This is a genomic window from Paenibacillus tarimensis (assembly GCF_021532315.1).
GTDB classification, from domain to species: Bacteria; Bacillota; Bacilli; order Paenibacillales; family Paenibacillaceae; genus Paenibacillus_I; species Paenibacillus_I tarimensis.
This window is the reverse complement of record NZ_JAKGAO010000026.1, coordinates 20,019-46,502: the sequence shown is the minus strand read 5'-3', so window position 1 is coordinate 46,502 and position 26,484 is coordinate 20,019. Positions and strand designations below refer to the sequence as shown.

Here is a 26,484-nt window from a genome sequence, read left to right as displayed (position 1 = left end):
TTTCACCCATATTCATGTTTGTCCTTCCCGGCAGCGGGTAATAACAACTAGAACACAGCACCAGGCAAAGGAGGGATAGACCATGGCCAACCTATCTGGAGATGAGATCCGTAACCGGGAGGACAAGCACAACCACTCGCCGGAGCAGAATAAGACGATTGAGCAGGGCCGGGATGTTGAACCTGAAGCCCAGAAGTGGAGTGACAAGAAGGGTAATGACTCCAAGTAAAATTACCGCACGATGAACCGTCCGCCTGACAGTGGACGGTTTTTTATTGTGCGTGTATCGGCCTCTGACGGACAAAAGAAATCCGGCTGACCACCATGTCGGTGGAGCAGCCGGTATTTGGTTCTATGTTATGACAGAATAGCTTTGTCGCCCTTACGTTTGGTCGTATTGGCTCCCTCGTCCTGCAGCCGAAGCAGGCGAATATGGAAGACATATTCAAACAGACCGAGGAACAATACAATGACCAGAAGCTCGGACAGATGAAGCTGCCATTCAATCAGGGCGCTGGCTCCCCAGATTACAAGTGCGGCCCATACAGCGTCCACCAAGGTGGCGGTTATATTATTCGTCCTTGGCAAAATGGTAAGATCGCCGAGCAGATAAGCCGTTACCGTTAAGACCAGCGCGATTGATAATGCGCTCCACCAGGGCATCTCGGTAAACAACATCAGCGTCAGAATAACGATAAAGCCGTTACCAGCCAACTTCAGTAAGAAACTCTTCATTCGTCATCACCTCTCCTTAGCTGTCTACTATTGTTTAACCATGCCAATACTTCTGGAATCGCATAACTGGAAAATTTCTCATAAATAAGTCTAGAGAAATACTATTTTTGCTAGTTTATTCAGCATCGGGGAAACGAAGCTACTATTTTATAAATATATTAATAGGTTAACAAAAATGGGTTGACAAAGGTAAAACAATCCAGTAATTTATAAATACAAGAATGCGCTTACATTCTTGTTAATGAGTCGAGGAGGTGAACGGAAGAGCCACAGAGTAAGGAGGCCTGCGGGGTGCCTTAATACCCTCAATATTATAATTTTAAAGGAGCGGATCAGATTGGTGAAACGTAAGAAATGGCTGGTATCAGCCGCGCTTGCCCTGACATTGGTTACTACTTCCGTATTCCCTGCTTATGCGGCTTTTTGGAACTTGTCAGGCGACATAGGGGTGCATGACCCTTCAATCATCAAGGAAGGCAATGCGTGGTACACCTTCTCTACCGGCCCGGGACTGCAGGTGCTGCGCTCGGATAACGGAACAAACTGGTACCGTACACCACAGATTTTCTTGCAACCCCTTTCGTGGTGGAAAAATTATGTGCCAGGGCATGCCAACAATGATGTTTGGGCACCGGATATCGAATACTTCAACGGACGTTACTGGCTCTATTACTCCATCTCGACCTTTGGTTCCAATACATCCTTGATTGGTTTGACCTCCACGCACAGCATCGGTTCGGGACAGTGGCGGGATGACGGTCTAGTCATTCGTTCCACAAGTGCAAATGATTACAACGCAATTGATCCTAACCTGACGATTGATGCCAATGGAGAGCCTTGGCTGTCCTTCGGATCGTTCTGGAGCGGCCTGAAGATTGTAAAACTCGATAAGAATACAATGAAGCCTACAGGATCGGTCATGTCAATCGCCCGCCGGACAGCCAATAACGGTGCAATCGAAGCGCCGACCATTATCTACCGCAACGGCTACTATTACCTGTTTGCTTCGTTTGACAATTGCTGCAGAGGCGTAGACAGTACGTACAAGATTGTATACGGCCGTTCCAAGAGCATTACCGGCCCATACGTAGATAAGAACGGTGTCAGCATGATGAACGGCGGCGGTACTGTACTTGACGCAGGCAATGATAAGTGGCGCGGTCCAGGCCACCAGGACGTTTATAACAACATTATTGTCCGCCATGCCTATGATGCAGAGGATAACGGAGCACCGAAGCTGCTGATCAATGATCTGTACTGGGACTCGAACGGCTGGCCGAGATACTAAGCTAAAGCTTTGTTAGCTGTCATCTCATGAAGTAAAGAAGACGGATTGGCCGCAGAAATGCGAGCCGGTCCGTTTTTTTTTGTGCGAAATTATGGCATATCGTACACCTTTTACATGCGGACAGCGTTTGATATAGAAATACTTGTAGTAAGAGGTGATGCTGATGCTGTTTCGGCATATATTGGCCGCTTATGACGGCTCTGTCCAGGCGAAGAGGGCTTTGAATAAGGCGATTCAGATGGTGGATAGCTGCAGTGGAACGAAACTGACGGTCATCCATATAGTCAATTTATATCCGCTTGCTGCGGGTGATATCCTGATTTCTCCTTCCGAAGCCCTGAGTGAAAGCGCTTTGAGGCAGGGAGAGGAGCTGCTGGAAGAGGCTAAGCGATATACGGAGGGGCTTTGCAGAGTGAATACCGAGATGATTCAAGGCAATCCTTCGAGGGTGATTCCGCAGCAGGCGGCCGAGCGGGGATGTGATCTGATTGTAATGGGAAGCCGGGGGCTCGGACCACTGCAGGGGGCTATGCTTGGTAGTGTGAGCCGCTCAGTGGTGCAGCATGCCAAAGTGCCGGTGCTTGTCTTTAAATAGCTGCTGCCAGCCGGTATGCCATAGTAGTGAAATGGATTCAGCTCCTTACACGTTCTGATTTACGGACACGGGGAACCGAAGTCGAAGGCTGCTTGCGAATCCACTTCAGATACCGTGCAGTGTTGGGGTCCTTCTGGAGGGCGGGTATGGAAGTGAGGCCAAGAGTGACCAGGTCGTGATTGGTATACAGGGCATGTATTTGCTTATGACAGCTGCGGCATAAGCGGGCAGTTGGCAGATGAGTGCCGCCCTTGGCCTTGGGTGTCAAGTGATGACGTGTCGTCTCGACGCCTTCACGGCCGCACAGCTCACAGATTTGGTCTAGCCCGTTATCTATCATGCTCACCTCCATCATTTGCAGGAACCTGTCCATCCCAGTTTACCCACAGCTAGGGTGAAACCATTCATGTCTTTGTCTGCATGCTGCTTGATGTCAAGGCAGCGCAAAATCCCCTTAAGGCCCGAGCCTTAAGGGGATTTTGGTACGATGTCGGTGGAAACGGGATCTTTAGCGGTCGTCGTTAGAACGGGCGCTGCCGCCTTTGCTTCCGATTTCTTTATAGAAATCTTTATCATGCGAGTTCGAAGTTGCTTCGCCGCCCTTACGGCCGATTTCCTGATAGAATTCTTTATCATGAGATTTGGAAGTTGCTTCGCCGCCCTTACGGCCGATTTCTTGATAGAACTCTTTGTCATGGTTACGGGATGTTGCTTCGCCACCCATACGTCCAGCTTCTTCACGGCTCATACGATCGTCATTGCGTGCCATATCCAAATCACTCCTTATGTTGGGTTTATTCTTGTCCTCTTTACTGTGTTGCGCGCGCACTCTCTATTACCACCAGAGAATGGCCATAAACATGGTTAAGCGCTCGTTAAAAAATTTCTCATTTACTCCCTTTTGAAACGATATAAGCTTATGAATTGGAGAATAAAATTTTATGAGATTGTCTGGAACTGCCAAGTGGACAGACTTGTCGAAAAAGTGGGGATTTTCTGTCGGACTTTAAACCGGGCAAGGATTTCCTTCGTCTAAATGATCAGTGAAGCAAGCAGAGGGGAACGGGTGATCAATGGGGAGAATGGTTCGTACGGCGGCCGGTTTACGTAAGGAAATAATGGTGGCGGTTATCGGCGTGATGGTGGTTAGTGTTGTGTATGGACTTATCGGGCTAGTGGAGGGATTCGGCGGAGTGGGCCCAGGCTTAAGCGGGCAGGCACTGGCTGCATCTGAAGAAAATGCAGGACCGGTGTCAGCGGTAATAGATAAGGCGGTTTTGCCCGCTTCCGGACAGCCTGCCTCACTCTCAGAAGAGCTTCCTGCTGAACCAGCGGGAAAGGGCGCAGGTACAGCAGCGGAGACTGCGGGGGGTGCAGCAATCCCGGCTGTTCCCTCAGAGCGGCGCGTGGAGCACCAGGTCGCGGATAAGAACAACCGGATGGCGCTCACCTTCGATGATGGTCCGGATGCCAAGTATACAACCCAGGTACTTGATATACTGAAGGAATACAATATTAAGGCTACCTTCTTTGTGGTCGGACAGCAGGTGGAGCGGTATCCTGATGTGCTGAAGCGGATACGGGATGAAGGGCATGAGATCGGCAACCACAGCTTCGGCCATGCTAACCTGCGCAAGCTGAGCAAGAAGGGGGTAGAGCAGGAGATCAGCCGAGGCGATCAAGCGATTCAGGAGGTGCTGGGGGAGAAGCCTGTGCTGTTCCGGGCACCCTATGGAATCACGCCTGATACCTTAACAGATGTTCTGAAGGAGAAGGATAAGCAGCTGATCAGCTGGACGATTGATACAAGGGACTGGGCCGGCACACCGGAAGACGAGATTCTTGACACGGTTCTAGAGCGTGTACAGCCAGGGGGAATTGTCCTCATGCACAGCTTTGGCGGAAAGAATTCTAATCTTGATAATACAATTGCCGCACTGCCGGCTGTTATCGAAGCTGTTCAGGAGCTTGGTTATAGCTGGACGACTGTTTCGGGATTAACCGGCGCTAAGGAGCGGCCAGCAGAAGAGCACGAATAAAAAATGAGGCTTTATGTAATATTTAATGGAAATCCGCTGGCAGTTGCCGGATAATAGAGGTGAGGTTCAAAAGCCGTAGGCAGGCGCTCATCCACGGACCGGGGTTCTCAAAATGGAACCGCGGTTTTTACATTTTAAGAATACATAATCCGTGGACTGAACCGATCCGTGACTGCGGTCGTCCAATAGATTAGAGGTGGCAAATTTGCACTCGGACACACAATACGAATACTTGAGATATATAGGTGAGGATGCGGCGGAGCGGAAGGATGTCCTGAACGAGCTGATGACAGCTTACGGCAAGGACGTATGGAACTTTGCCTTCAGCATGACCCGCAAATGGGACCAGGCTGATGATATCAGTCAGGAGGTGTTTCTGAAAGCCTATCGCAATCTGCACACCTTCCGTTCGGAATCTTCCATTAAGACCTGGCTGCTTGCCATAACCCGCAATATGGTGCTCGATTACCGCAAATCGGCCTTCCTCCGTAAAGTCACACTGGTGGATGCCTTTAAAGAGCAGGCGAGCGAAAGGTCTGCTGAAGGTGAGGTAATTGAGGCGCTGGCGGTTAATGATATGTGGAAGCAGGTACTGGAGCTGCCTTATAAGTATAGAGAAGCTATGATTTTATACGCCCATCATCAAATGTCGATGAAAGAAATTTCCCAGCTGCTGGGGGTTAGTGAAGGAACGGTTAAATCCCGGCTTTTTCACGCCCGTAAGAAGCTGGCAGACCGGAAGGGGGATGACCAGCATGGACCCGATGGACTCAATGGATAAGAAGCTGAAACGCGATCTGTCTGGCGGACCGCTTACCCGGAATGGATTTGATGAACGGATCCAACAACGGATCCGGGAAAGGCTGGATCATAGAGCTGTACCTGGACGCAGGAGCTGGCTGCTCCGCTTTGGGGGGTGGTCGGCAGGTGCTGTTGCTATGATCATGCTGATCATGGCAGTTGCCCACCTTGGCGGCGGACCACCCGCGGGGAACAGGGAACAGGCGATTGCTGATTTCGATCCTGCTGCAGGCAACAAGGAGAATGCCGGTACGCTGTCTTACAGCACCGAAAGCCCGCCGCAGACAGCTCTTTTAATTGCTCTGCGTAAGGACACAGCGGGGAGAGAAGGGGAGATGAGCAGCGCATATCGAACTCTCCTTGTCACGGCTGACGACAGTTTACCGAAGAAAGTAGCAGAGGACAGCGGTATCCTTATGCCATACAGGACGAACTTCTGGCGTGTGGAGGTTGGCCGTGTCGACCTGGGGCAGGGAGAATATCAAGTTGCTGGAGCTTACAATACGCAGACCAACAAGAAGCTAGATAAACCCCTAAAGCTTTACAGCAAAGAGGGGAACCCGCGGGAGATCGTTCGCGAGAGAATCGATTATGTAGGAAACCGGTATATTGCCCTCACTCGTGAGATCGCAGCACCCGGCGTAAAAGGGGAGCATGACAAGCGGCAGGAGAAGCAGGAAACAACATGGGTTATGGAAGTATCCCAGCTGGGCCAAGCCAGGGAGCTCGGCAGCCTGACAGCGGGCACGGAGCATCATGCTGTTGCTTCTGCGGGCCCCGATCAGCCGCTGGCCGCTTTCCTTTCTAACGAAGAGGATATGCCGATGGGAACCGAGCTGATACACAACTGGACGCTGACCCGGAAGCCGGGCCGCTGGATTGCGGAGAAGTTGCTTATGCCGGGTACGGCAGCGGCTGCGCCGCTGCTGCAGGAGATCGAACAGGAGCTTGATCCTACGATTGTACAGCATAATCAGCTTGATATCCCTTGGAATGATATCCGTGCGGTCGAGCCTGCCGCTGTTGATGCCTACACATCACCTGCAGGCAACCTGGCGGTCATAATGACGGACCGCAGGCTGCTGTTTTACGGAATGAAAGACCAGTCGCTTACGAACCTGGGGTTTGAAGAAGCAGTGGGGCAGGATGAGAGAATCATCATGGTTCAGTGGGCGATTGTTCCACGGTACGTTGAGATGTGGAAGGAACAGGCAGGTTCACTATTAACGGATTAGACATGAAGGGGATGCCCGAATAGGGCTGATAAATATAAGAGGCTGACGGTTACGCACTAATTGTGCGCCGTCAGCCTCTTATTTTTGCTGTGGTTCATTCTTTTGCAGTTGTGTCCGTCATAGTAAGCCGCTCCATCCACGCATATAACTCATCAGCCGGCATAGGTCTGCCGTAATAGTATCCCTGCATCACACTGCAGCCGCGTGACTGCAGAAAGTGGCTCTGATCCTCGGTTTCGACTCCTTCGGCCACTACATCAAGCCGGAGGTGTGCGGCCATGGCGATAATAGTGCTGATAATGGCTTGCTTTGAAGGCAGAGCGCTCTGCCGGATAAAGGTCTGATCAATCTTCAGTGTGTCAATGGGTATGCGGTCAATGGTGCCAAGAGATGAATAACCTGTTCCAAAGTCATCCATAGATATTTTGACGCCAATTGCTTTGACGGCATTTAGTTGCTTGATGGTCTCTTCAATATCCTGCATAGCGATGGACTCTGTAATCTCAAGCTCCAAGTCTTCCGGATCCAGTCCAGATGAGTGAAGGGCTTCCCTTACCATCTCTTCAAGCTTACCGCTCTCGAATACACGGATTGACATATTGACAGATATCCGCAGCTTGGGGAGGCCGCTCAACTGCCAGTACCGGTTCTGTTCACAGGCCTTTCGCAGAACCCACCTTGTGATTCCCACGATCATGCCGGTTTCTTCCGTAATGGGAATGAACTCCGCTGGGGAGATAGGGCCGAGCATGCCGTGCCGCCACCGGAGAAGCGCCTCAAGTCCAATGACCCTGCCAGCTTCCGCATCCCACTTTGGCTGATAATGAATATCGAACTCCTGCAATTGGAGCGCCTTGCGAAGTCCCTTCTCAAGCTCCAGCTTACGGAGCGTGTGGAGATTGGTCTCTTCATCATAAATACAGTAGCGGTTTTTACCGGCAATCTTGGCATGGTACATGGCTATATCGGCCGCCCGCAGCAGAGCCAGCCGGTTAGTGCCATGCTGGGGTGTGAGGCTGATGCCTATGCTTGCAGTCATATAAAACTCCGAGTCCAGCAGCAGGAACGGTTTTTTTAAATGAAGGATCAGCCTGTCAGCCAGCTGCTCGGCATCCTGCCTCGAACCAGAGGAGATAATCAGGAATTCATCCCCGCCGAAGCGGAAAAGAGTCTGGTTCTTATCCAGTGCTTCCTGCAGCCTCGCCGCCATCTGCTGGATAAACCTGTCACCTGTATCATGCCCCATGGTGTCATTAATCATCTTGAACCGGTCAAAATCGATATACAGCATGAATCCTTCTTCATAGAACATGGAGAAATCATTATACTGTTGGCTCAGCCGATGCCTGTTGGGCAAGCCGGTCAGTGCATCACTGTACGCCATTTTCTCCAAAACCTTCTTGTCATACAGGAGGGATGTCCATGAGATGCCAATCAGGAGAAATGCGCCACCGATGACTCCAGCAAGCAGCAGGACAGATGAATGTTCACCAGTATCTGCGTGAGCGGCATGTACTGGGACAAGCGATTGCAAGGGGACCGCCGCCATGCTGGCATAATGCATACCGCTTGTTGCAAGGCCAATGAGTACAGCACTGAGAAGCTTCCAGCGCCTGTATGCACGATGTTCATGAAACCTTTGGAAGAGAAGCAGGGCAGAACAGATGGCGACAAAGACGATGAAGGCGAACAACCCCAATAGTATGAAGTTATAATGCGCCTTTAAAGGACTTTGCATGACGGCTATCCCGGCAAAATGCATATCTGCTATACCGAGTGAGAGAAGCAGGCTGGCACTACAGAGGCGAATCAGTGATTGTTTGCCGCCCGTATAAATTATGAAGCTTCCGAAGCAGGCGGCAACCGTTATGGCGAAAGACAATCCGGCGAGTGCAGGAGTGAATTTAATCTGCTCACTGAGCCTGGCCGCGAGCATTCCAATGACATGCATGGACCAGATGCCAGCCCCCATGACAACCGAGGCGGCAAGAAGCCGCCAGCGGCGCAGCGTGGTGCCTTGGAACAGTCTGCCCGCCAGCGTCAAGGCGAAGTAGGAGGCGGCCGTCGCTACTGCAAAAGCGATGAAGACGGTTAAGGGATCGTAAAACCCATGAGTATGGTTCATCCTCTGACCTACTTTACTATGAAATCTGAACAAGCAGCGATATCTAACTATATATCGGCTGACAGGTCCAAAAAAGATAGAGTCATATCGAATTTTTAACAGCCTCATACAGAAAGGGATAGCTCGTAATCTTGCGGCTGTGCTACACTTCAAGAAGAGACCTTGGAAGCTTGGGAAGTAACTGTTAAAGGTGGGGGCTTGTTTGCATCAACGGGGAAAATTCATCATCACTCTCTTATTATTTGCGGTATGGTTCTCGTCCATGCCGCCGTCGCTGTACGCTCAAGGGGATACCCGTCCTCAGCTGGTCGGGGCAGAGAGCCGGGAGCCCTATTCGGTTACCCTAAAATACGATCAGAATATTCGTCCTTATGAAGACGGGGAGCTTGAAGCAGGCAAGGATTTATTCATTATTGACCAGCCGGATGTCCGGGTATCCAACCTGGCTGTGGAAGGTACCAGAGTAACGTTGAGGCTGAACAGGCCGCTTCCTAACGTGGATAGCGTCAGTTTGCAGGCCGCGGCGGGAGCTGCGGTCGGAGCAAACGGTCTGGCCAGCAAACCGGAAGCTGATTACCAGGTTATGACCATGGGAGGCAAGCTGGCGCTTCAAGACCGGATTGATCCGGCTGGGGAAAGGGTAACCTTCAGGCAGGTAATGGCTTATCTGACAGGTGCATTGCCGTCTAACATAGTGGGACCGGAGGGTATTGGTCAAGAGGATGTGCGTTATTTGCTTGCCCTGACCAGACCGGACGAAGCACGCTCCACAGCTGCAGCCGAACTCAGCCAGCTGGCTGAGGAGGTACAAGGCTTTCTGGCGTCCCAGGCAGCAAGAGAGTTTTATACGCTAGCATCCGTTGAAGCCCTGCAGGCAGAGCTGGTTCTAGCTGAGCAGGTTCTGCAGGAGGCATCGGCTTCATCGCGGCAGATCATGTACGCATGGCTGAAGCTGTTTTATGCAAACCAGGCGCTTAAGGCATTACCGGTACAGGAACCGGCGGAACCAGCCGTTCCCGCTCCCGCGGAACCAGCAAGGCCGCTTGAGGTCGGTACTGATCTTTGGACATACGGTGCTAATGAACACTTGGAGCGGGTAGACGGTGGGCTGTATGTCCCCGCAGCGATGAGCGCGGAAGAGCTGAAGGAGCATCTGCAGGCACCGGAGGGAAGCAGCGTAGATATTTTAGATGCCGTTACGGGAATGGCCGTATCTGCGGGAGCCGTGAATTCGGACATGATCGTCCGGGTCCAGGACCCGGCATGGAATGCTGCGGATTACAGTATCCGTATCCAGCAGCCGGTTTCGACCTTCGCGGAGCTGCAGGCTGCTGCGGCACGGTCGGATTTAGAGGCCATTAAGCTAATGAGCGCCAGCCTGTCCAGCAGTTCAGAGGTACTGCGATTTGACAGCTCTGTGGAACTGCGAAGTGCAGTGGACAATGTTGATATTACAGCTCTGCGTTATGAGGGCATTATTCCAACCCTGCATCCGGGGATAACGCTGACTGCGAATGCCTCGACGGATAATCAGTTGAGGAGCGCGATGAATGGCATTGCCAATCAGATTATCGTGCATGGTCTTGAGGGCTACCCGGACGGGATTATTACACGCCTGCCGGGTGGATTTTACGCTTACTATAATAAGGAAACCGGCCAAGCCTTTGCCCATACACCCGAGGCACTTATTGAGGCGGTACAGGAGATCGGCGTTTCCCGTGTGTATGTAACGAATGATATTTCATTGGCCGAAGCATACGATATCGGGAACAGGAGCTTGACCTTGGCAGGGGAAGGGCGTAACGTGTACGGCTTAAACGGTACAGCCATCCAGCTTGAGGGGGTGGCGCTTCCTGATTACAGTACAAGATCAGGTCCAGAGGTGCTGATGGCGGGGGAGCCTTACTTATCCCCGTCTACGACGATTACCTTCACAGAACCCTTAAGTGAAGCGGCCAAATTGCGCATTCAACAGGCTGTGCAATCAGCTGCACCGGAGCTTGCTTTTGTACCCGAGAACTTCAACTGGACAGATGCCGCTCTCGACATATATCACCCGACAGAGGGTAACTATTATTTCGAGCGGGATATCCGGGTTCAGCTTGGGGAAGGCGCCTATGCCCCGTTCGTTACCATCATTAATGTGGGACTTGACGCTGTTCTATACCCGGTTGAATGGGATGTACCGGTTCAGGAGCTTACCGTTGGTTTTAATCAAGAGCTGGCCGCAGATGCGACGAATATCTTCTACTGGGCGGAAGTTATCGCAGATATATACGTGCTGCGGAACGATGCGCTGGTTCCGCTGCAGGTTGAATCGATCCAATGGGATGAGACGTCGATGCCCGGACAGTCCCTGCGCGTCAAGCTGGCTTCTCCTTATGTGCTGGGGGCGACGGATTCGGTTCATATTCAGCTGGCCCCAAGCCGTCTGATTAGCGGAGAGGGAGACAAGCTGGAGCGGGAGTGGCTGGAATACCGGCCGATTCAATACACGGCTCAGCTGCTGTAGCCTGGGATACCGTCTGCTTAATGGCCAGGAATGCCATAGAATCTTTATGCCATGGACTGCTATAACGGAAAGAACCTCCGCCAGCACCTTAACAGGTAGGCAGGAGGTTCTTTCGCATTGTGGCAGCTGACGCAGCTGCGGCTGGGCTTTTAGCGGTAAGGGCATGTCTAGGACGGGCATCTTCTAGGGTGCAAGCTGGCTGCGCCACAGCACGAGAGAGTCTTTATCCCGTTCTGCGCCGAGAGCGCGCAGGAAGGGCTCGCCTTCCGAGTGTGCGACGGGAGTGCTATTCCAGAAGCTGACCTTGATTTTGCTTACGGCTTGGAGGCGCATCATTGCCTGGAAAGCAGAGCGAAGGATGTCCGCCGGGTCTCCTGCAACCTCATTAGGATTGACAAGCCAGTGGATCTTTCGTCCGCCTCCCTCAATCCATAGCAGCCACTGGCCGCCTCCATCCAGTACCATATAGTTGCCCGGTTTGCGTGCAAATGCAGATCCCCGGCTCTCCGGCCAGGGTGTCACCAGACCAAACAGATTGGCGGGATCGGCAGCTGAAAGCACGGTAATAGAACCTGTTCCGGCTGCTCCGTCAGCCGGTTGAAGCTTGGGAGACAGATCACGGGATATGAACTGCATGGCGGGTACGCCGCGGATGAAGAAGCCGCGCGTCATAACGCCCCATTCCTCGAGCTGCTTCATGATGGGGAGCAGCGTATCCCAGCTGTATGGAGAGGCATGAGCGACAAGCTCATGGGTAATAATACCGTGGCTGTTCAGCAAATGCCTTGTCCAGGCCATGGCCGAATGCTCCGGCATCTGCTCATTAGAGAGTGAGGCCAACTCCCCTGCAGCTTCACCCTCTCCAGAATGAGCAGCTGTCTGAGACACTTCGCTTTCGGCCATATTGCCGGGCGGGAAGTGAAGCTCCGCGGGCAGGGCGGGTGAGGCAGTATCATGGAGCGTACTGACCGGGTACCACCTGCCCTGCCCCGAGCCGGTCCTGGCCAGCTGCTTGCCCTTCGTATGGGCTTGTATCCTCAGCGGAGCGAACTGATCGTTGGATATATGGCCCTCCCACACCAGGTCTAGCAGCAGCTCCAGCAGCTCAGAAGGAAGCTTGCCTGCTTCTCTGGCCAGCCGGGTCAGGAAGCTGGCGCCTGTACGGCGAATTAAGGAGAGCAGCTCAGGATGCTTCGTTCCGGCTTCGGCAGACTGCTTAAGGAACGGAGCATACAAGGATTTGGATTCCGCGAGGAAGAAGGCAACCTTGCCCTCCTTGCCGCCTTCTTCCCTGCGTCCTATCCAGACGACCTCTCCGGATGCGCATAACAGGTCAAGATCTTCCTTCCGGTAATCCGGGATGCGGGACGGGAGGATGACGCTTTCCCATAATGCGACCGGAAGGAAGAAGCCCTGCAGCTTGGCGATAACGCTGCGCAGTCCTTCGCTTCCCCGTACCTGGGCAGCGGGCAAGACATGCTGCAGGGCGGCTGCCCTTACCAGCCATTCGGCAGCCTCCGAAGGCTCGGCTTCGTTGCGCGCTTCGCGGATAGACAAGCGGATCATGCGCGAGGCGGTGCGGCTGCTCATCCACAACCGTTCGTCCGGAGAGCTGGCAAAGGGAGCCTGCTCAATCCGCTCCAGCCTCAGCAGCTCTTCAATTACCTCGCTTGCCTGCTTAGAATTCAGAACTGGGTAGCTGGCCTGCAGATCAGCGTCGGTAAAGGACAGCACACGGTCAGCATACCGGCCGGCAATGAAGGCGACCGAAGCCCGGGAATGAGGAAAGGAACGGTAAAGTTCCGTTTCATCCGCACAGATCCAGCAGGTGCTGGTGCCGAAGGGCAGCTGTGTGATTCGCCCGGTGCGCTGCAGCTCAGCGAGCCAGGAAGTAACGGCCTCCCCGCCAAGCCGGACCAAATCCTCCGTGCTGCTGTCCCCTCGCTGCTTCAGCAGCTGATAGCAGTCAGCTTCGTCCTTTAGTTGATGCGGCAGCATGGATAAGCGTTCTTGTTCCTGCTGCAGTACAGATTCTGATATGGCCTGCCGGACAGAATCCTGACCAAACATTTCCGCTGTAAGCTCCTTGCTGATATGCAGCAGCTGGAGCTGGACCGCATCATTCAAGCTGTCTCCTTCATACAGCTGCATATTGACATAGTCTGCAATGAACTGGGCGGCGAGCGGAGACGGATGTCTGGTCTCCCGCACCGTAATCTCCATTGTCCCCTGCTGGATGTCCTGAAGTGCTTCCTTTAGCTGATTCAGATCCAGGTAGTGATGGAGACACTCCCATACCGCTTCATGCAGATAAGGGAATTCGGCAGCAAAGGGCAGTGAATCCTTCAGCAGCTCTTCGCTCCGCATCCGTTTCTGCCACATCGGTGTCCGGGTGAAGCTCCGGGAGAGCAGTAGGGAGGTTTCTGCCAGACGGCGGAAAGCAATGGCCAGCAGAGGAGAACCGGTAATGGCTTCACTCAGCAAGGGCTCCAGTGTATCGGGCGTTACCTTCCAGACTGCCTGGAGCCACGAGGGGTCCCAATCAGGCAGAACGAATTCTATGCCGCTGTCCTTCGCGTTACCGTACAGGCGGTAGGGGAGAATCTCCTGAAGCTGCTTCTCGATAGCAAGAAGCCAGGTCCGGTTAACGCGGCGTCCCCAGTGATTATGAAGAATAACATGGGTGCGGTCCGTTAAATCCCGGTAATATTCGACCACAAGCCGCTTATGCGTCGGAATATCACTGACCGCCATCTGCGCCCTTACATAGCTGATCAGAGTGCTTGCGGCCTGCTCGTCAAAATGGGAGGAGCGGCGGAGCCACTCTGCCGTGCTTAAATCCGCTTCAGCAGATGTTGGACCTGCCATAAGCCGAGCCGCGATCTCTTCCCAAAGCTGGCCGACCAGCCGCCCATTATCATAGGACCTGCCTGTACCTTCGTTACGCCAAAAGGGAATCTCGCTGTACCGGTTGCCTGCCTCTGTCACATACACGCGGTCCTTGCGGATCTCTTGGATCATCCAGGAGCTCGTCCCAAGCTGAAACACATCACCGACCCGGCTCTCGTGGATGAATTCTTCATCCAGTTCGCCAAGATGCGAGCGGCTCCCCGCATGGTGAACCGGAAAGGCAGAGCTTGAGGGTATCGTTCCGGCCCCTGTGAACGCCGCCATGGATGAGTTCGCCCGCTTGCCGATCTGTCCTGTGGCTGCATCATAGCGGATCAGCGGTTTAACAAATGGATAGTACCCTCCGAGCACCTGTACCATAGCGGTGAGCCGTTCGAGCGGAAAGGTGCGAAAGCTGTCGCTCCGGCAGATTAGGCGGTATAGCCCGTTCAGGTCGTGCTCCTCTGCAGCTGCCATGGCGACCGTATGCTGGGACAAGACATCAAGCGGGTTGCGGGGAAGCTTGATCGGCTCAATATCACGGCTGCCGATCCGCCGGGCAAGCACAGCGATTTCGGGCAGAGTGCCCCGGCTGCGGGCGAGAATGACGCCTCGGCTGATATCCCCGACTGCATGGCCGGCCCGGCCGATCCGCTGAATGCCGCTGGCTGTATCGAGCGGCGAGTCAATCTGCAGGACAAGGTCGATATGCCCGACGTCAATGCCAAGCTCAAGAGATGAAGTGGCAACCAGAACCCGAAGCTCCCCGCTCTTAAGCTGGGCTTCCACTTCCAAACGCCGCTCGCGTGAGAGGCTGCCATGGTGAGCCTTAGCAATCTCATGCCCGGTATAGTCATTCAGCCGCAGACAGAGCCGTTCGCACAGCCGGCGGCTGTTGGTAAAGATGAGGACGGAGCGGCTGTCACCCATCAGCTGCATTAACCGGTCGAGCAGAGGGAACCAGACGGTTTCCCTGTTGTGCCCCTGTCCCGGCTTCTCCGCGTCGGGCATCGTAACCGTAAGCTGGAACTGCTTGGACATGCGGCTCTGCACAATCGTAACAGGCCGGGGGGTATAGCCAAGCGGATGCTCCTCCAGATCCTGAATATACGGATCGGCCAGGGGTGTCAACGGCTGTGAACGGAACGGCTGTCCCGGGGGTTCCTCCCAGCCGGCCAGATAACGGGCAATCCGCTGCATCGGCTTTTGGGTGGCGGATACGCCTATGCGCTGTACCGGGCTGCCGCACAGCGCTGCCAGGCGCTCAAGGGACAGAGACAAATGAGAGCCCCGCTTGTCAGCGGCCAAATCGTGAATTTCATCGACAATGACCTGTTCCACTCCCCGCAGCATATGCCGGCCTTTGGCAGAGGTCAGAAGGATATAGAGCGACTCTGGTGTAGTAATGAGAATGTCAGGGGGGCGGCGCAGCATAGCCGCCCGCTGGGCAGATGTCGTGTCGCCGGTCCGCACAGCAGCATGAAGCCCGGGCCAATCAGCATAACCGCCTTCTACGGCAGCTTCTCCAATGGCTTCGGCGAACCGGATGACATGATGATGTATGTCGTTATTGAGTGCCTTAAGCGGCGTTATATATAGGGTTTGGACACCCGCCTCAGGTCTGCGGCCGGACATGGCGGATCGTATCGCGCGATCCATACAGGGCAGCAGGGCAGCGAGTGTTTTACCTGAACCCGTTGGGGCCGCAATCAGGGTATGCTGGCCGGAAGCGATGGCTTCCCATGCCTGCTTCTGCACATCGGTAGGCTCACCAAAGGAAGCTACGAACCATCCGGCAAGTGCGGGATGGAAGGTGGACAGGGGAGAGGAAACAGGATTCACAGGATCAGCCCCTTTTACAGATCGTCGAATAGGCAGTGTTACAGCTGAGAGAAACAGGGTAGTAAGCTCCGCCCTAACAAATCTATCATTATTTTACCAGTATAACCCGGATGCTGCCCTCAGCAAGCATGAAGAACAGTTGGCAGGCAGTTCTATCTAGCGCAGAATGGTCCGGTACACTTCAATGGCTCTTGCGCGGGATGCCTTAAGGTCCACAATAGCCTGCGGACGGGGAGCGTGCAGGTCGCGCCCGGCCAGATGGCGAAGCTCGGGCAGCCACCGGCGGATATATTGCCCTTCGGGGTCATGCTTCATCGACTGGGTCACCGGATTCATAATCCGGAAATAAGGTGAAGGGTCGTAGCCAAGTGAAGAGCTCCAAAGCCAGCCGCCGCGGTTAAGCGTATTGTCGTAGTCGTTTAGGGACGAGCGAAAATACTGCTCGCCAAGCGGGAATGGGCAGAGCAGGTTTTTGGTCAGGAACATGGCGGTGATCATGCGCAGGCGGTTAGGAAGCTCGCCGGTCTCACGGAGCTGCGTCATAGCTGCGTCGATGATGGGGATACCGGTTCTGGCTGACGTCCAAGCTTCAAGGTGCCGGTCTGACAGTTGCCCAAAGTCATAGAGCTGCTCATAGCGGAAGAAGTCCTGATGATAGACGGCTTGGTACAGATAAAAGTCCCGCCAGGCCAGCTGCCGCAGCCAGCTCTCTGAGCCTTCCTGTTCAGCAGCCGCCTGATAAATCTGCCTCGCCGACAGGGCGCCCGTGTTCAAAAACCGGGACAACCCGCTGGTGCTGCCAATGTCCGCATAGCTGTCACGCCGGCTGCTGTAAGCCGTGAGTGGCCCGCCCTTAACGAAACGCCTGAGCTCGGCTTCGGGGGCTGACAGGCTGCTGCGTGCTTCTTCCCGCAGAGCTTGAAGGGCATTGCTGACGAGCGGCGGCAGCGCGAAGCGGTCTGTCACCGTTCTGTCCAGCTCGGCATTTTCCGGAAGATCTGTCAGGCTAACTTGGGAGGAGGGGCGAAAAAATTGTCTTATATAGCTGTTCCACTTGCGGTAAAACGGGGTAAAAACCTTATAAGGCTCGTTTCTCGCTGTATAAGTCTGAAAATCGCCAAGGTCAGCCAGCGGCAGGTCGTCTTCCGACAGCCAAACCGCTCCCGCTGTTTCGGCGGCGTGCCGCATTCTGGCATCGCGCTCAATAGCATAGGGTGTGTGGTCGGCATGAACAGCAGTCAGGCGGAGCGGGTGTACGTGCGCAATGGCTGTAACCACTTCGGCTGGATCACCGTATAAGAGATAGAGCTTGCGGTTCTGCTGCCGGTACAGCATGTCCAGACGGGCTGCTTGAAGCAGGAAATTCCTGCAGCTGTGACTGGTCAAACGGCCGTCGATAAGCCGCGGATCGAGAATAACCGTATGAAGTCCTTGCATATTGGAGCCGCGCAGCACGTCGAACAAGCGCAGGTCGGAGGTTCGGAGATCCTTGCGGTGTATGAACAGATACATCGGGATGTTCCCCCTGGCAGACAGGTTATAGTATATAAAAAAGGAACCGCAGACTCTATCCGGGCAGGGACAGGGCTGCGGTTCAATCAAGCAAGCGTAAAGCTTTTGCGGCGAATCAATCCTGATCGCCATCTCCTTCAGGAAGATCTGAAGGCTCTGCGGCAATTGCCTCATAGGTATCGGCATTCATGACACGACGTGCGCCCATGTAACGCTTCACGTAGTACGAATCGCTTAGCTTGCTGATCGTCACGCCTTTGCTGGAGGACGAATGAGCAAACTTGCCGTTGCCTACGAAGATGCCTACGTGGGAGACACCTTTGCCGCTAGTGTTGAAAAATACGAGATCTCCAGCTTGAAGATTCTCTTTGGCTACCTTCTTGCCAACCTTCGACTGTGCTGCCGATGTGCGCGGAAGCTCGATCTTGAACTGGCGGAATACATAGGAGGTGAAGCCGGAGCAGTCAAAGCCGCTCGTAGTGGAGCCACCCGATTTGTACTTGATGCCAATCAAGTCACTGATTTCATTGTCGAGCCTGGAATCCGCGAAGACGCTCGCAGCCGTGAAGGTCATCATACATAAGAAGAAAACCATGGATGCCAAAACCTTCTTCAAAGCGTAAAGCCCCTTCCAATGCCTACGAGGTTAGCTGTGGGGTTCGGTAGAAGGCTCCCTATGATCTCTCCGGCGTCTCGTCAAGCACAAGACGCGAGATCAATTCACCCAAAGTGGTTCCCCCGTTTTCCTTGCGGAAATTCGGCAGTTTTTTATGTACTCGCTTACTATTCGAGTACATATCACCATTTCCTGCTATTGTCACAGAATGTTCACAATTTTGGTGCAACAAAAACAAAGAAACTGACAAAGCCGAGGAATAGTCCCGGCTTTGTCAGTTTTTGGGTTCACTGCGTTTTTTGTTAGCTTCCCGCTTGGCTAAGCTCCCTTGGAGTTCCAGGCTTTATGCTGGGCTGCGAAGGTCCATACCTTGAGCCAGGTGCGTATGAAGTGATGAGCCTGATGAAGCATAACGGCGAGCAGCCCGGCCCATAAGAGCGAGGCGGCAGAGGAAGCCGCGCCGATTAGAATACCGATTCCCCACATGGCGAGTGATACGCCCGCCATGGGCAGGAGGGTTCGGGATGCCTGCATCAGGGAGCTGGTGAAGCCTTGGCCTGCTGCTGCCCCGAACTGCAAGGCGATTGACAGCAGCCGGACCGCTGCACACCACAGCATCCAGCACAGCAAGTAGGGAAGAAGAGCAGTTGCCATATCCGTAAGACTGACGCTAGCGGCTGCAGTTCGTTTGCAGAGCGGGATTAACCACAGCAGGGGCCCGAAGGCCAGCAGCTGTTCAGAATAGTATATGACGGCGACCGGCTTCCAGGAGCGGCGGATGCCGGAGAAGAAGGTTGTGCCCTCCTTGTCGGAGGCATGCTGCAGGGAATGGAACAGCCCGGCGTTGATAAACGGGGTAATCACCATCCGAATGCCGAATAGCCCGGCGAGTGCCCAGAGATAGGGGTAGACGATATCGGTCTTCAGCAGCTGAAATTGAGCCTCAACCAAGAACAGCTGAACGGCGCTGTCGGTTCCTGTAGCATCCGGGTAACGCTTGAGCAGCGGCACAATGATGGCTCCAATGAAGCGGTACAAGAAGAATCCCCACAAAAGCTGATACAGGAACAGGATCGAGATAATCGGAAAATGTTTGGCTGACACCTGCCAGCCGTCTTTAATAAATGTTTTCATCGTGTACGAACGCCCCCTTTACCAGCCCATTCGGCTCAGCATCAATTCCACAAGCTTGACGAGACCCATGTTCCAGCGGTTGCGTTCCTTGGCTGGGAGCTCGGCCTTCATAAAGTTATTGATGCGCTTGTTGTCAAGCATATTAGTCAGATTCGGATCGGCAACCACCCAAGCCAGCGGTGTGTCGTGAGTCAGCCGGTATTCAATTTTCGTTCCATTGCCATCCCAGATCCGCGGCATTGTGGTACCGTCCTCAAACTGCATGATGACGGCCACCGGACCCAAGCTTCCGCCCTCACGCCGGATCAGGACCACCGAATCGTACTGCTTTTTGCCGTCCTTCTTGACCGGCTTGACCTGTATGGAGTCGACAGCTACATCCGACATTTCACTGCCATAGACGAAGGCTTTGAAGTAGTCATCCCATGGCCTGCCTGTCACCTTTTCCACGATGGCCTGGAAGTCTTCAGTCGAAGGATGCCGGAATTTATAGGTATTAAAGTAAGTTCGGAGGATAGCCTGCATCTTGGCCTCGCCAACCTGCTGTTCGATGCCGAGCAGTACGAGCTTTGCGCGCATGTACACATTTTCTGCATAATGGTCGTTGCTCTCATAATGCCAGGAATGCTGCTTAAGCGGAGCTGGGCTTGTCATGTAGCTGGATTCGATAGGCAGGTTGGATTCGACACCATACACGGCTTCCATGACTTTATCCTCTGCATAAGAGGTTAAGCCCTCATCCAGCCAAGCCTCCTCAAATTCATTGGTTGCGACCATCCCATACCAGAACTGATGGCCAATCTCATGGACGACGGTCCGCTCCAGGCTGTATCCGGGACTCTCGTTCTCGGCCGCGAAAGCGGTCACGAGAGTCGGATATTCCATCCCGCCTGCGCCGTTTCCGCCCTTGGGAGGTACAACCACGGACAGCGTGGAATACGGGTAATCGCCATACCACTGGGCATACTTGGCAAGCGAGGACTTGGCCGCATGCAAGTAGCGCTCCTTAAGATGGACATGCAGCGGGTCCAGGTAGAGCTTAATACGCACACCGGGAACACCGGGGGCTGAGAAGGCTTCTTCTACATAGACAAAATCGGGTGATGCCGCCCAGGCGAAGTCATGGACGTCATCCGCGTAGAAACGATAGACCTTGTTATCGCCCGAGATGACAGCTGATTTGGTAGGAAACCCGGTGGCTGCTACCTTATAACGGGAAGGGACCTGAATCCGAACGTTGTAGATGCCAAAGTCACTGTAGAACTCCGAGTTGCCATGGTACTGGTGAAGGTTCCAGCCGTCCTTGGTGCTGCCGCGGGTACCGGCTGTCTCATAAGCCGCGAGCTTAGGGAACCACTGCCCGGCCATGATGAAATCACCGGAGTAGCCCATCCGGGCGAATACCTCAGGGAGCTTGACCTCAAAGGCGGCCTTAAGGGTTATCCTGCCTCCGGGGACAACCGGTTCAGGCAGCCTGACCCTGGCCAGCGTCATATCGTTGGGATTGTTGTCATCCGGACGGACATACTGCAGGGCGGGCAGGAGGCTTGTGCCATTTTCCGTCGAAAGGGCGTTCAGCTTCATGTAACCGACGCTGTCCGTCGTGGCCCGGTCTTCGCGCAGCTTGCCGCCGGATTCCCTCATGAAGGTTGTATTCTTGTTCATGAAGGCATTCGGGTACAGGTGAAAGTACAGCTCGGACACTGTCGTCTGCCCGGGATTCCTCCAGGTGACGGACTGGGTGCCGTGAAGCTTTTTGTCCTTCTCGTGCAGGTGAACATCGATATGGTATTCCGCGATTCGGTCACTGAGGGCGGCAGGCTTGGGCTTTGGTTTGGGGACCGTCTCCGGCTCGGAGACCGGCTGCTCGAGTGTCTCGGGTGGCTTTACGGAAGGCTGGGGAGCAGCAGTGAGGTTGTAGGCATACGTATACCCGGATAACCAGGCATCGCCGAAGCTCTGCCGCAGCGACAGAACCAGCACGGCAGCGGTTGCTAGAATGAGAGCAATGCGTAACATCTTACGTGGATACATGGACCGATTACCTCCCGTTGACAAGCATCTACAGCATGTATATGTTTGCTTTTCACAGATTATTAGCTAAAATGGAATTAATCTTGAGCGCTGTGGAACAAGCCGTAAGAAGGCTGGTTATGAACGTAAGCAGACACCCGGCATGCGGGTGAATACAATAGAAGGAAGGTGTTCGGAAGGCGTGGAACAGCAGGGGAATAATCCAGAGAAGAAAGAGAAGAAGGCGCTCGCCTTTAATGTTGTGAGTAACAAGGAGCACAAGGGGTTTGGAGCGGGTACCATTAACCTTAACGATATGTCCTCAGTGATTATCGACGGGGATCAGGCTTACATCGATATCGGCGCCATGCATGCCAAGAGCAAGGTGGAGCGCGGCATCAAGTTCAGCCCGAACAAGGAGGATGTGCCGAACGGACGGAAATGCTGGATCGTATGGGTCGCTGTGGATCGGGGCGAGAGCGGCCAGTATTATGCGGGGGCGACAGCCTGCGAGATGCTGATTGATACCGAGGCGCGCCGCGGTTGGAAGATTCTCGCGGATCACGTGAACAAGATGGATTACGCGCTCAAGCGCCGCTATATTCTGGAGGGCCTGAATGATACCGAGCGCACAGCGCTGCGGAACCTGCTTATTTCTCATAATGAGCAGTGGTGGGCCAACTCGCCGGACAACCTGAAGGAGCTGCTGGCATAGGCTGGGGCGAGGCAGCAGCACGTTATATAGGTAACAAATAGATAAGGGAGTCTTCAGCGGCGTAACAGCTGCTGGAGACTCCCTCTTTGTTCTTTAAATTTATGAAGATGTTCTGCGGAACGGGGTTACCGCTGGGCTCATTCTTACCCGTTCCACCACCGCTTCAGATCCGACCACCAGGAATGATGCTTTTCCTTGGCCGGTACTTCTGCTGCGGAGTCCTCGCTTCCGGCCTCATCCGTGTGTTCATCGCAGAGCTCGGTGGGTTCAGTACCGGCGATGAATGTCTCCAGCCGCTTGTCCGGACAGGAATCGCCAGCTAGCTTGCCGGTCGCGGGATCAACATAGACAGTGACAACTCCCTCCGGTACGGGGAACATCTTGGGCGGAACAGTCTCTAGCGCCTTCTCGGTAAAGGCGGCGAAGATGGGGGCTGCTCTGTGCGCTTCAGCGGTCGTGATTGTGCGGCCCTTGTCATAGCCAACCCAGACGGCGGTCACCAGCTCCGGCGTGTAGCCGACAAGCCAGGCATCTGAAGCTGTCGTGCCCGTCTTGCCTGCTACCGGGCGCTTAATGTCAGCGGAGACGCGTGCGGCCGTGCCGCCTGGCTTGAAGACGCTCTCCATCAGGCTTGTCAGGACATAAGCGTGTTCAGGCTCCACGACCTGGGTTTCCTCTGGCACGGCGTCATACAAGATACGGCCGTTCTTATCTTCAATTCGCGTAATGGCTATAGGGTCAATATGCTTGCCGCTGTTTGCAAAGGCACCGAATGCGGAGGCCATCTCGAACGGGCTGACCGGGAAGGTGCCCAGCGCAAGTGAAGGAACCGGGTCCATTGGGCTGTTGATCCCGAGACGCCGCGCTGTCTCAATCACCTTATCCGGCCCGACGGCCATAATGGTGTGGACCGCGTAGATATTATCCGAGCTGGCGAGCGCCCTGCGCATATCAATATCTTCTTCGGCGTACTTGTCATTATGGTTGCTCGGTTCATACGTCTGTCTTCCTTCATCATAGGTGAAGGTGGTGGGCTCACTGCGGTACGTATGAAGCGGCGTCATGCCGCTTTCTAGTGCGGTGAGGTACACGAAAGGCTTGAAGGATGAACCGGGCTGTCTGGTTTTGGCAAATACACGGTTGTACTGATTGGTTCTGTAATCCCGCCCCCCGACCATTGCTTTAATATAGCCGGTACGCGGATCGATCGCAATCAGAGCAGCCTGCTGCTCCGAGTCGTCCGGAAAGCCTGCTGCAATGGCCTCTTCAGCGGCCTTCTGTGCAGCGGAATCAAGTGTCGTGTGTATCCGAATGCCGCCTTCATTGAGCAGATGCTCATCAATCCCGAGCTTGTCCACGGCCACCGTACGAATATAATCACGGAAGTAAGGCGCGAACCCTTCCTGATTGCCGGCGGAAAGCGGCTGGAAGGACAGTATTTCATTATAAGCCTCATCCGCTTCCTTGCGTGTAATCACGCCCTCCTCCACCATCACATTCAAAATAGTCAGCTGCCTGTCCTTGGCATTCTTCATATTCATGTAAGGGGAATAATACTTCGGTCCTTTGGGCACACCAGCCAGCATTGCGCTCTCAGCCAGCGTTAGCTTGGAAGCGGGCTTGCCGAAGTAAGTGGATGCCGCGGCTTCAATTCCATATGCACCGTGTCCGTAATATATCTGATTCATATACATGGTCAAAATCTCGTCCTTGCTGTAGCTCATCTCCAGCTGGGCAGTGTAAGCCGCTTCCTTGATTTTGCGGGACCATGTGCGCTCATGGGTCAGGTACAGGTTGCGGGCAAGCTGTTGGGTCAGCGTGCTGGCACCCTGTTTCTTGGACAGGTTCTCCAGATTGACGAGCATGGCGCGTGCCATACCCCTGAAATCAAATCCCAGATGATCATAGAACCGGCGGTCCTCGATGGCCAGCGTGGCCTGTACCGCGTAGGGCGAAATGTCTTCCAGCTTGACCGAACGGCGGTTTTCCCCGGCGTGGAAGGTATCAATTACATTCCCGTGGATGTCCAGCATCTGGGAGGTCTGGCTGATAGAAGCAACCGGCAGCGATTGAGCGCGTAGATAGAGCAGCGAGCCAATCAGGAGCAGCAGTATGAGCACCGTCCCTGCAGCGCCCAGCTTTAAGAACAGTACGAGACGAGCGAACAGGACGCGGCGCTTCTCCTTGCGAAGCGACCTCCTGCGCTGTTTAGCTTTTTGTGCTCCATTAGTGCTGCTTGTCACGGCCCATCACTCCTTATTCCGGGACTCCCTTTTTCCTTAGTATGGAAAAGACAGGGGGGAGCTATTCACTCCCGCGGAAAAAGCAGCGGATTAGCCGATCATAAATTATCCATGAACTTTGAGGCAGAAATTGACTCTATTCCTCATGATTCACTATAATACAGGGTGAAACATTGGACACAAGCGGCTGCAAGACGAAAGCACCTGCTTAGTTTAACAAGGAAGAGGGGATCGACCCATGACGGATATCTGGTTTACCGAGAAGCAGACCGAGACCTACGGGATTACGATGAAATTGAAAGAAACTTATGTGAGAGAGCAAACGGAGTTTCAGGATCTTGCGATGGTGGAGACCGAGGAATGGGGCACGATGCTGCTGCTGGACGGTATGGTCATGACAACGGATAAGGATGAGTTTGTTTACCACGAAATGGTGGCCCATCCGGTACTGTTCACCCACCCGAATCCGGAGCATGTGCTTGTCGTAGGCGGCGGTGACGGCGGCGTTATCCGTGAGATTATGAAGCATCCGAAGGTGAAGAAGGCCGTGCTGGTCGATATTGACGGCAAGGTTATCGAGTATTCGAAGAAATACCTGCCGCAGATTGCCTCCGAGCTGGACAACCCGCGCGTAGAGGTTATCGTGAACGACGGCTTCATGCATATCCATGACCATAAGAATGCGTATGACGTCATCATGGTCGATTCCACGGAGCCTGTAGGTCCTGCAGCGAACCTGTTCACACGCGGATTCTATCAGGGCATCTACGAGTCCCTCAAGGAAGACGGCATCTTCGTTGCCCAGACGGACAACCCGTGGTTCAAGGCTGATCTGATTCAGAGCGTTAACCGCGATGTGAAGGAAGTGTTCCCGATTGTCCGCACATACGGTGCCAACGTGCCGACTTACCCAAGCGGACTGTGGACATTCACGCTCGGCAGCAAGAAGTACGATCCGCTGAAAGTGGATGAAGCTTCGATTCCTGAGATTGATACCAAATACTACTCCCCGCGCCTTCATAAGGCGGCCTTTGCGCTGCCGAAGTTCGTGGAGGATCTGATAAAATAATCATCCTGTTAGTGCAGCGGCCTTGTGCGGCTGTGGAGGATGCGATGCGAGCTTGGCCGTCCAAGGGCGGACAGGCTCTTTTTGCGGACAGCGGTACAGATAAAGTGACCATTAGGAAGGTGGAGACGAACAATGAGACTGGATCAGCGTTATTCCGGTAATGTATTTATTTTGAGCTCTGATGACTACGAGGCGTCGCGGGCGGTTATTTACGGCATGCCGATGGACTACACGGTATCCTTCCGTCCGGGCTCACGCTTTGGCCCTGCACGGGTGCGCGAGGTTTCGATCGGATTGGAGGAGTACAGCCCCTATCTGGACAAGAGCCTGGAGGATATCACCTATTTTGATTCCGGTGACCTCTTGCTGCCGTTCGGCAACGCGGCGCGGAGCCTGGATATTATCGGGGAGTATGTTAGGGGCGTGCTGAACGACGGCAAAATGCCGGTTGGTCTCGGCGGCGAGCATCTGGTGTCCTGGCCCGTTATCCGGGAGGTATATGCCAAGTACCCGGATCTTGCCATTATCCATTTTGACGCGCATGCGGATCTCCGGGAGAGCTATGAGGGAGAGCCGCTGTCCCATTCGACGCCGCTGCGCAAAGCGGCTGAGCTGATGGGCGGCAAGAACATCTACCAGTTCGGCATCCGCTCCGGCTCCCGTGAGGAGTGGGCATACGCACGCGAGAACATTAACTTCTATCCGTATGAGGTGCTGGAGCCGCTGAAGAAGGTGCTGCCGGAGCTGGCGGGACGTCCCGTGTATCTGACAATCGATATTGACGTGCTTGACCCGTCGTGCGCGCCGGGTACGGGTACAACTGAAGCGGGCGGTATTACATCGAAAGAGCTGCTGGAGGCCGTGCATGCCATCGCCCGTTCCGAAGTCAATGTAGTCGGCTGCGACCTTGTTGAAGTGGCGCCGATTTATGACCACTCCGAAATGACGCAGATCGTGGCATCGAAGGTTGTCCGCGAAATGCTGCTCGGCTTCATTAAGTAACTCGGCAACAACTTAGCTAAACAGGCTGTATAGGCTGGATCAGGGAAACCTGGCCAGCCTTTTTTGCATGCGGAGTATAGATATGCGGGCCATTATTAAAAAATTCTATATAAAATATC

General features: G+C 54.0%; 20 protein-coding genes and 1 riboswitch. Of the genes, 10 read left to right on the top strand and 10 right to left on the bottom strand.

Features of this window, described 5'->3' with window-relative positions; translation table 11 throughout:
- Positions 1 to 82 precede the first annotated feature (82 nt).
- A complete protein-coding gene (locus tag L1N82_RS19710; RefSeq protein WP_235289174.1) occupies positions 83 to 229 on the top strand; it encodes a hypothetical protein in 147 nt (48 codons plus the stop codon).
- Positions 230 to 357: 128 nt separating this feature from the next.
- Here the strand turns inward: L1N82_RS19710 and L1N82_RS19705 are convergent, their stop codons facing one another.
- Positions 358 to 735, bottom strand: a complete 378-nt coding sequence (locus tag L1N82_RS19705; RefSeq protein WP_235289173.1) for a DUF2512 family protein — start codon at positions 733 to 735, stop codon at positions 358 to 360.
- A 337-nt stretch (positions 736 to 1,072) separates the two neighbouring features.
- On the opposite strand from L1N82_RS19705, the gene L1N82_RS19700 reads away from it, so the two are divergent.
- Both L1N82_RS19700 and L1N82_RS19695 read left to right on the top strand, forming a co-directional pair.
- Positions 1,073 to 2,023: a glycoside hydrolase family 43 protein gene (locus L1N82_RS19700; protein WP_268822068.1), complete on the top strand. Its 951-nt coding sequence runs from the start codon at positions 1,073 to 1,075 to the stop codon at positions 2,021 to 2,023.
- A gap of 163 nt (positions 2,024 to 2,186) precedes the next feature.
- Positions 2,187 to 2,618: a universal stress protein gene (locus L1N82_RS19695; RefSeq protein WP_235289171.1), complete on the top strand. Its 432-nt coding sequence runs from the start codon at positions 2,187 to 2,189 to the stop codon at positions 2,616 to 2,618.
- Positions 2,619 to 2,655: 37 nt separating this feature from the next.
- Here L1N82_RS19695 and L1N82_RS19690 read toward each other — a convergent pair whose 3' ends face one another.
- Positions 2,656 to 2,958 carry an HNH endonuclease gene (locus L1N82_RS19690; RefSeq protein WP_235289170.1) on the bottom strand — a complete coding sequence of 101 codons (303 nt, stop codon included), beginning with the start codon at positions 2,956 to 2,958 and terminating at the stop codon, positions 2,656 to 2,658.
- A 168-nt stretch (positions 2,959 to 3,126) separates the two neighbouring features.
- Positions 3,127 to 3,387 carry a KGG domain-containing protein gene (locus tag L1N82_RS19685; protein WP_407946787.1) on the bottom strand — a complete coding sequence of 87 codons (261 nt, stop codon included), beginning with the start codon at positions 3,385 to 3,387 and terminating at the stop codon, positions 3,127 to 3,129.
- 304 nt (positions 3,388 to 3,691) lie between these two features.
- On the opposite strand from L1N82_RS19685, the gene L1N82_RS19680 reads away from it, so the two are divergent.
- The 3 genes from L1N82_RS19680 to L1N82_RS19670 all read left to right on the top strand — a co-directional run bounded on the left by L1N82_RS19680 (position 3,692) and on the right by L1N82_RS19670 (position 6,693).
- The gene (locus L1N82_RS19680) at positions 3,692 to 4,657 is read left to right on the top strand and encodes a polysaccharide deacetylase family protein (protein WP_235289169.1); all 966 of its coding nucleotides are present in this window, start codon (positions 3,692 to 3,694) and stop codon (positions 4,655 to 4,657) included.
- A 232-nt stretch (positions 4,658 to 4,889) separates the two neighbouring features.
- Positions 4,890 to 5,438, top strand: a complete 549-nt coding sequence (locus L1N82_RS19675; protein WP_328284501.1) for an RNA polymerase sigma factor — start codon at positions 4,890 to 4,892, stop codon at positions 5,436 to 5,438.
- A complete protein-coding gene (locus L1N82_RS19670) occupies positions 5,413 to 6,693 on the top strand; it encodes a hypothetical protein (protein ID WP_235289168.1) in 1,281 nt (426 codons plus the stop codon). Before L1N82_RS19675 ends, L1N82_RS19670 begins: the two co-directional genes overlap by 26 nt.
- A gap of 94 nt (positions 6,694 to 6,787) precedes the next feature.
- On the opposite strand, the gene L1N82_RS19665 is transcribed toward L1N82_RS19670, so the two are convergent.
- A complete protein-coding gene (locus tag L1N82_RS19665; protein WP_235289167.1) occupies positions 6,788 to 8,818 on the bottom strand; it encodes a putative bifunctional diguanylate cyclase/phosphodiesterase in 2,031 nt (676 codons plus the stop codon).
- A gap of 202 nt (positions 8,819 to 9,020) precedes the next feature.
- On the opposite strand from L1N82_RS19665, the gene L1N82_RS19660 reads away from it, so the two are divergent.
- Positions 9,021 to 11,330, top strand: coding sequence for a hypothetical protein (locus L1N82_RS19660; RefSeq protein ID WP_235289166.1), 2,310 nt, complete (start codon positions 9,021 to 9,023; stop codon positions 11,328 to 11,330).
- Between the two features lie 183 nt (positions 11,331 to 11,513).
- Here the strand turns inward: L1N82_RS19660 and L1N82_RS19655 are convergent, their stop codons facing one another.
- The 5 genes from L1N82_RS19655 to L1N82_RS19635 form a co-directional block, all read right to left on the bottom strand.
- A complete protein-coding gene (locus L1N82_RS19655; RefSeq protein ID WP_235289165.1) occupies positions 11,514 to 16,061 on the bottom strand; it encodes a DEAD/DEAH box helicase in 4,548 nt (1,515 codons plus the stop codon).
- A 156-nt stretch (positions 16,062 to 16,217) separates the two neighbouring features.
- The gene (locus L1N82_RS19650; RefSeq protein WP_235289164.1) at positions 16,218 to 17,573 is read right to left on the bottom strand and encodes a cryptochrome/photolyase family protein; all 1,356 of its coding nucleotides are present in this window, start codon (positions 17,571 to 17,573) and stop codon (positions 16,218 to 16,220) included.
- Positions 17,574 to 17,688: 115 nt separating this feature from the next.
- Positions 17,689 to 18,189: a C40 family peptidase gene (locus L1N82_RS19645; RefSeq protein WP_407946786.1), complete on the bottom strand. Its 501-nt coding sequence runs from the start codon at positions 18,187 to 18,189 to the stop codon at positions 17,689 to 17,691.
- Between the two features lie 4 nt (positions 18,190 to 18,193).
- Positions 18,194 to 18,346: riboswitch (cyclic di-AMP (ydaO/yuaA leader) on the bottom strand.
- Positions 18,347 to 18,507: 161 nt separating this feature from the next.
- The gene (locus tag L1N82_RS19640) at positions 18,508 to 19,323 is read right to left on the bottom strand and encodes a hypothetical protein (RefSeq protein ID WP_235289163.1); all 816 of its coding nucleotides are present in this window, start codon (positions 19,321 to 19,323) and stop codon (positions 18,508 to 18,510) included.
- An 18-nt stretch (positions 19,324 to 19,341) separates the two neighbouring features.
- Entirely contained in the window at positions 19,342 to 21,357 is a 2,016-nt protein-coding gene (locus L1N82_RS19635; RefSeq protein WP_235289162.1) for a M1 family metallopeptidase, read from the bottom strand.
- A gap of 148 nt (positions 21,358 to 21,505) precedes the next feature.
- Between L1N82_RS19635 and L1N82_RS19630 the strand changes: the two genes are divergently transcribed.
- The gene (locus tag L1N82_RS19630; protein ID WP_407946785.1) at positions 21,506 to 22,051 is read left to right on the top strand and encodes a YwhD family protein; all 546 of its coding nucleotides are present in this window, start codon (positions 21,506 to 21,508) and stop codon (positions 22,049 to 22,051) included.
- 143 nt (positions 22,052 to 22,194) lie between these two features.
- Here L1N82_RS19630 and L1N82_RS19625 read toward each other — a convergent pair whose 3' ends face one another.
- Complete coding sequence (locus L1N82_RS19625; RefSeq protein WP_407946784.1) at positions 22,195 to 24,294, bottom strand: transglycosylase domain-containing protein; 2,100 nt, start codon at positions 24,292 to 24,294, stop codon at positions 22,195 to 22,197.
- Between the two features lie 238 nt (positions 24,295 to 24,532).
- Between L1N82_RS19625 and speE the strand changes: the two genes are divergently transcribed.
- Both speE and speB read left to right on the top strand, forming a co-directional pair.
- Positions 24,533 to 25,363: a polyamine aminopropyltransferase gene (gene speE, locus L1N82_RS19620; protein WP_235289161.1), complete on the top strand. Its 831-nt coding sequence runs from the start codon at positions 24,533 to 24,535 to the stop codon at positions 25,361 to 25,363.
- Between the two features lie 132 nt (positions 25,364 to 25,495).
- Complete coding sequence (gene speB, locus L1N82_RS19615) at positions 25,496 to 26,365, top strand: agmatinase (RefSeq protein WP_235289160.1); 870 nt, start codon at positions 25,496 to 25,498, stop codon at positions 26,363 to 26,365.
- Positions 26,366 to 26,484 lie beyond the last annotated feature (119 nt).

Bases quoted from the DNA above. Each gene is read 5' to 3' on its own strand.
- L1N82_RS19635 (WP_235289162.1), bottom strand. From the start codon at position 21,357: ATGTATCCACGTAAGATGTTACGCATTGCTCTCATTCTAGCAACCGCT.
- L1N82_RS19710 (WP_235289174.1), top strand. From the start codon at position 83: ATGGCCAACCTATCTGGAGATGAGATCCGTAACCGGGAGGACAAGCAC.
- speE (WP_235289161.1), top strand. From the start codon at position 24,533: ATGACGGATATCTGGTTTACCGAGAAGCAGACCGAGACCTACGGGATT.
- L1N82_RS19650 (WP_235289164.1), bottom strand. From the start codon at position 17,573: ATGTATCTGTTCATACACCGCAAGGATCTCCGAACCTCCGACCTGCGC.
- L1N82_RS19665 (WP_235289167.1), bottom strand. From the start codon at position 8,818: ATGAACCATACTCATGGGTTTTACGATCCCTTAACCGTCTTCATCGCT.
- L1N82_RS19705 (WP_235289173.1), bottom strand. From the start codon at position 735: ATGAAGAGTTTCTTACTGAAGTTGGCTGGTAACGGCTTTATCGTTATT.
- L1N82_RS19690 (WP_235289170.1), bottom strand. From the start codon at position 2,958: ATGATAGATAACGGGCTAGACCAAATCTGTGAGCTGTGCGGCCGTGAA.
- L1N82_RS19685 (WP_407946787.1), bottom strand. From the start codon at position 3,387: ATGGCACGCAATGACGATCGTATGAGCCGTGAAGAAGCTGGACGTATG.
- L1N82_RS19695 (WP_235289171.1), top strand. From the start codon at position 2,187: ATGCTGTTTCGGCATATATTGGCCGCTTATGACGGCTCTGTCCAGGCG.
- L1N82_RS19670 (WP_235289168.1), top strand. From the start codon at position 5,413: ATGGACCCGATGGACTCAATGGATAAGAAGCTGAAACGCGATCTGTCT.
- L1N82_RS19680 (WP_235289169.1), top strand. From the start codon at position 3,692: ATGGGGAGAATGGTTCGTACGGCGGCCGGTTTACGTAAGGAAATAATG.
- speB (WP_235289160.1), top strand. From the start codon at position 25,496: ATGAGACTGGATCAGCGTTATTCCGGTAATGTATTTATTTTGAGCTCT.
- L1N82_RS19640 (WP_235289163.1), bottom strand. From the start codon at position 19,323: ATGAAAACATTTATTAAAGACGGCTGGCAGGTGTCAGCCAAACATTTT.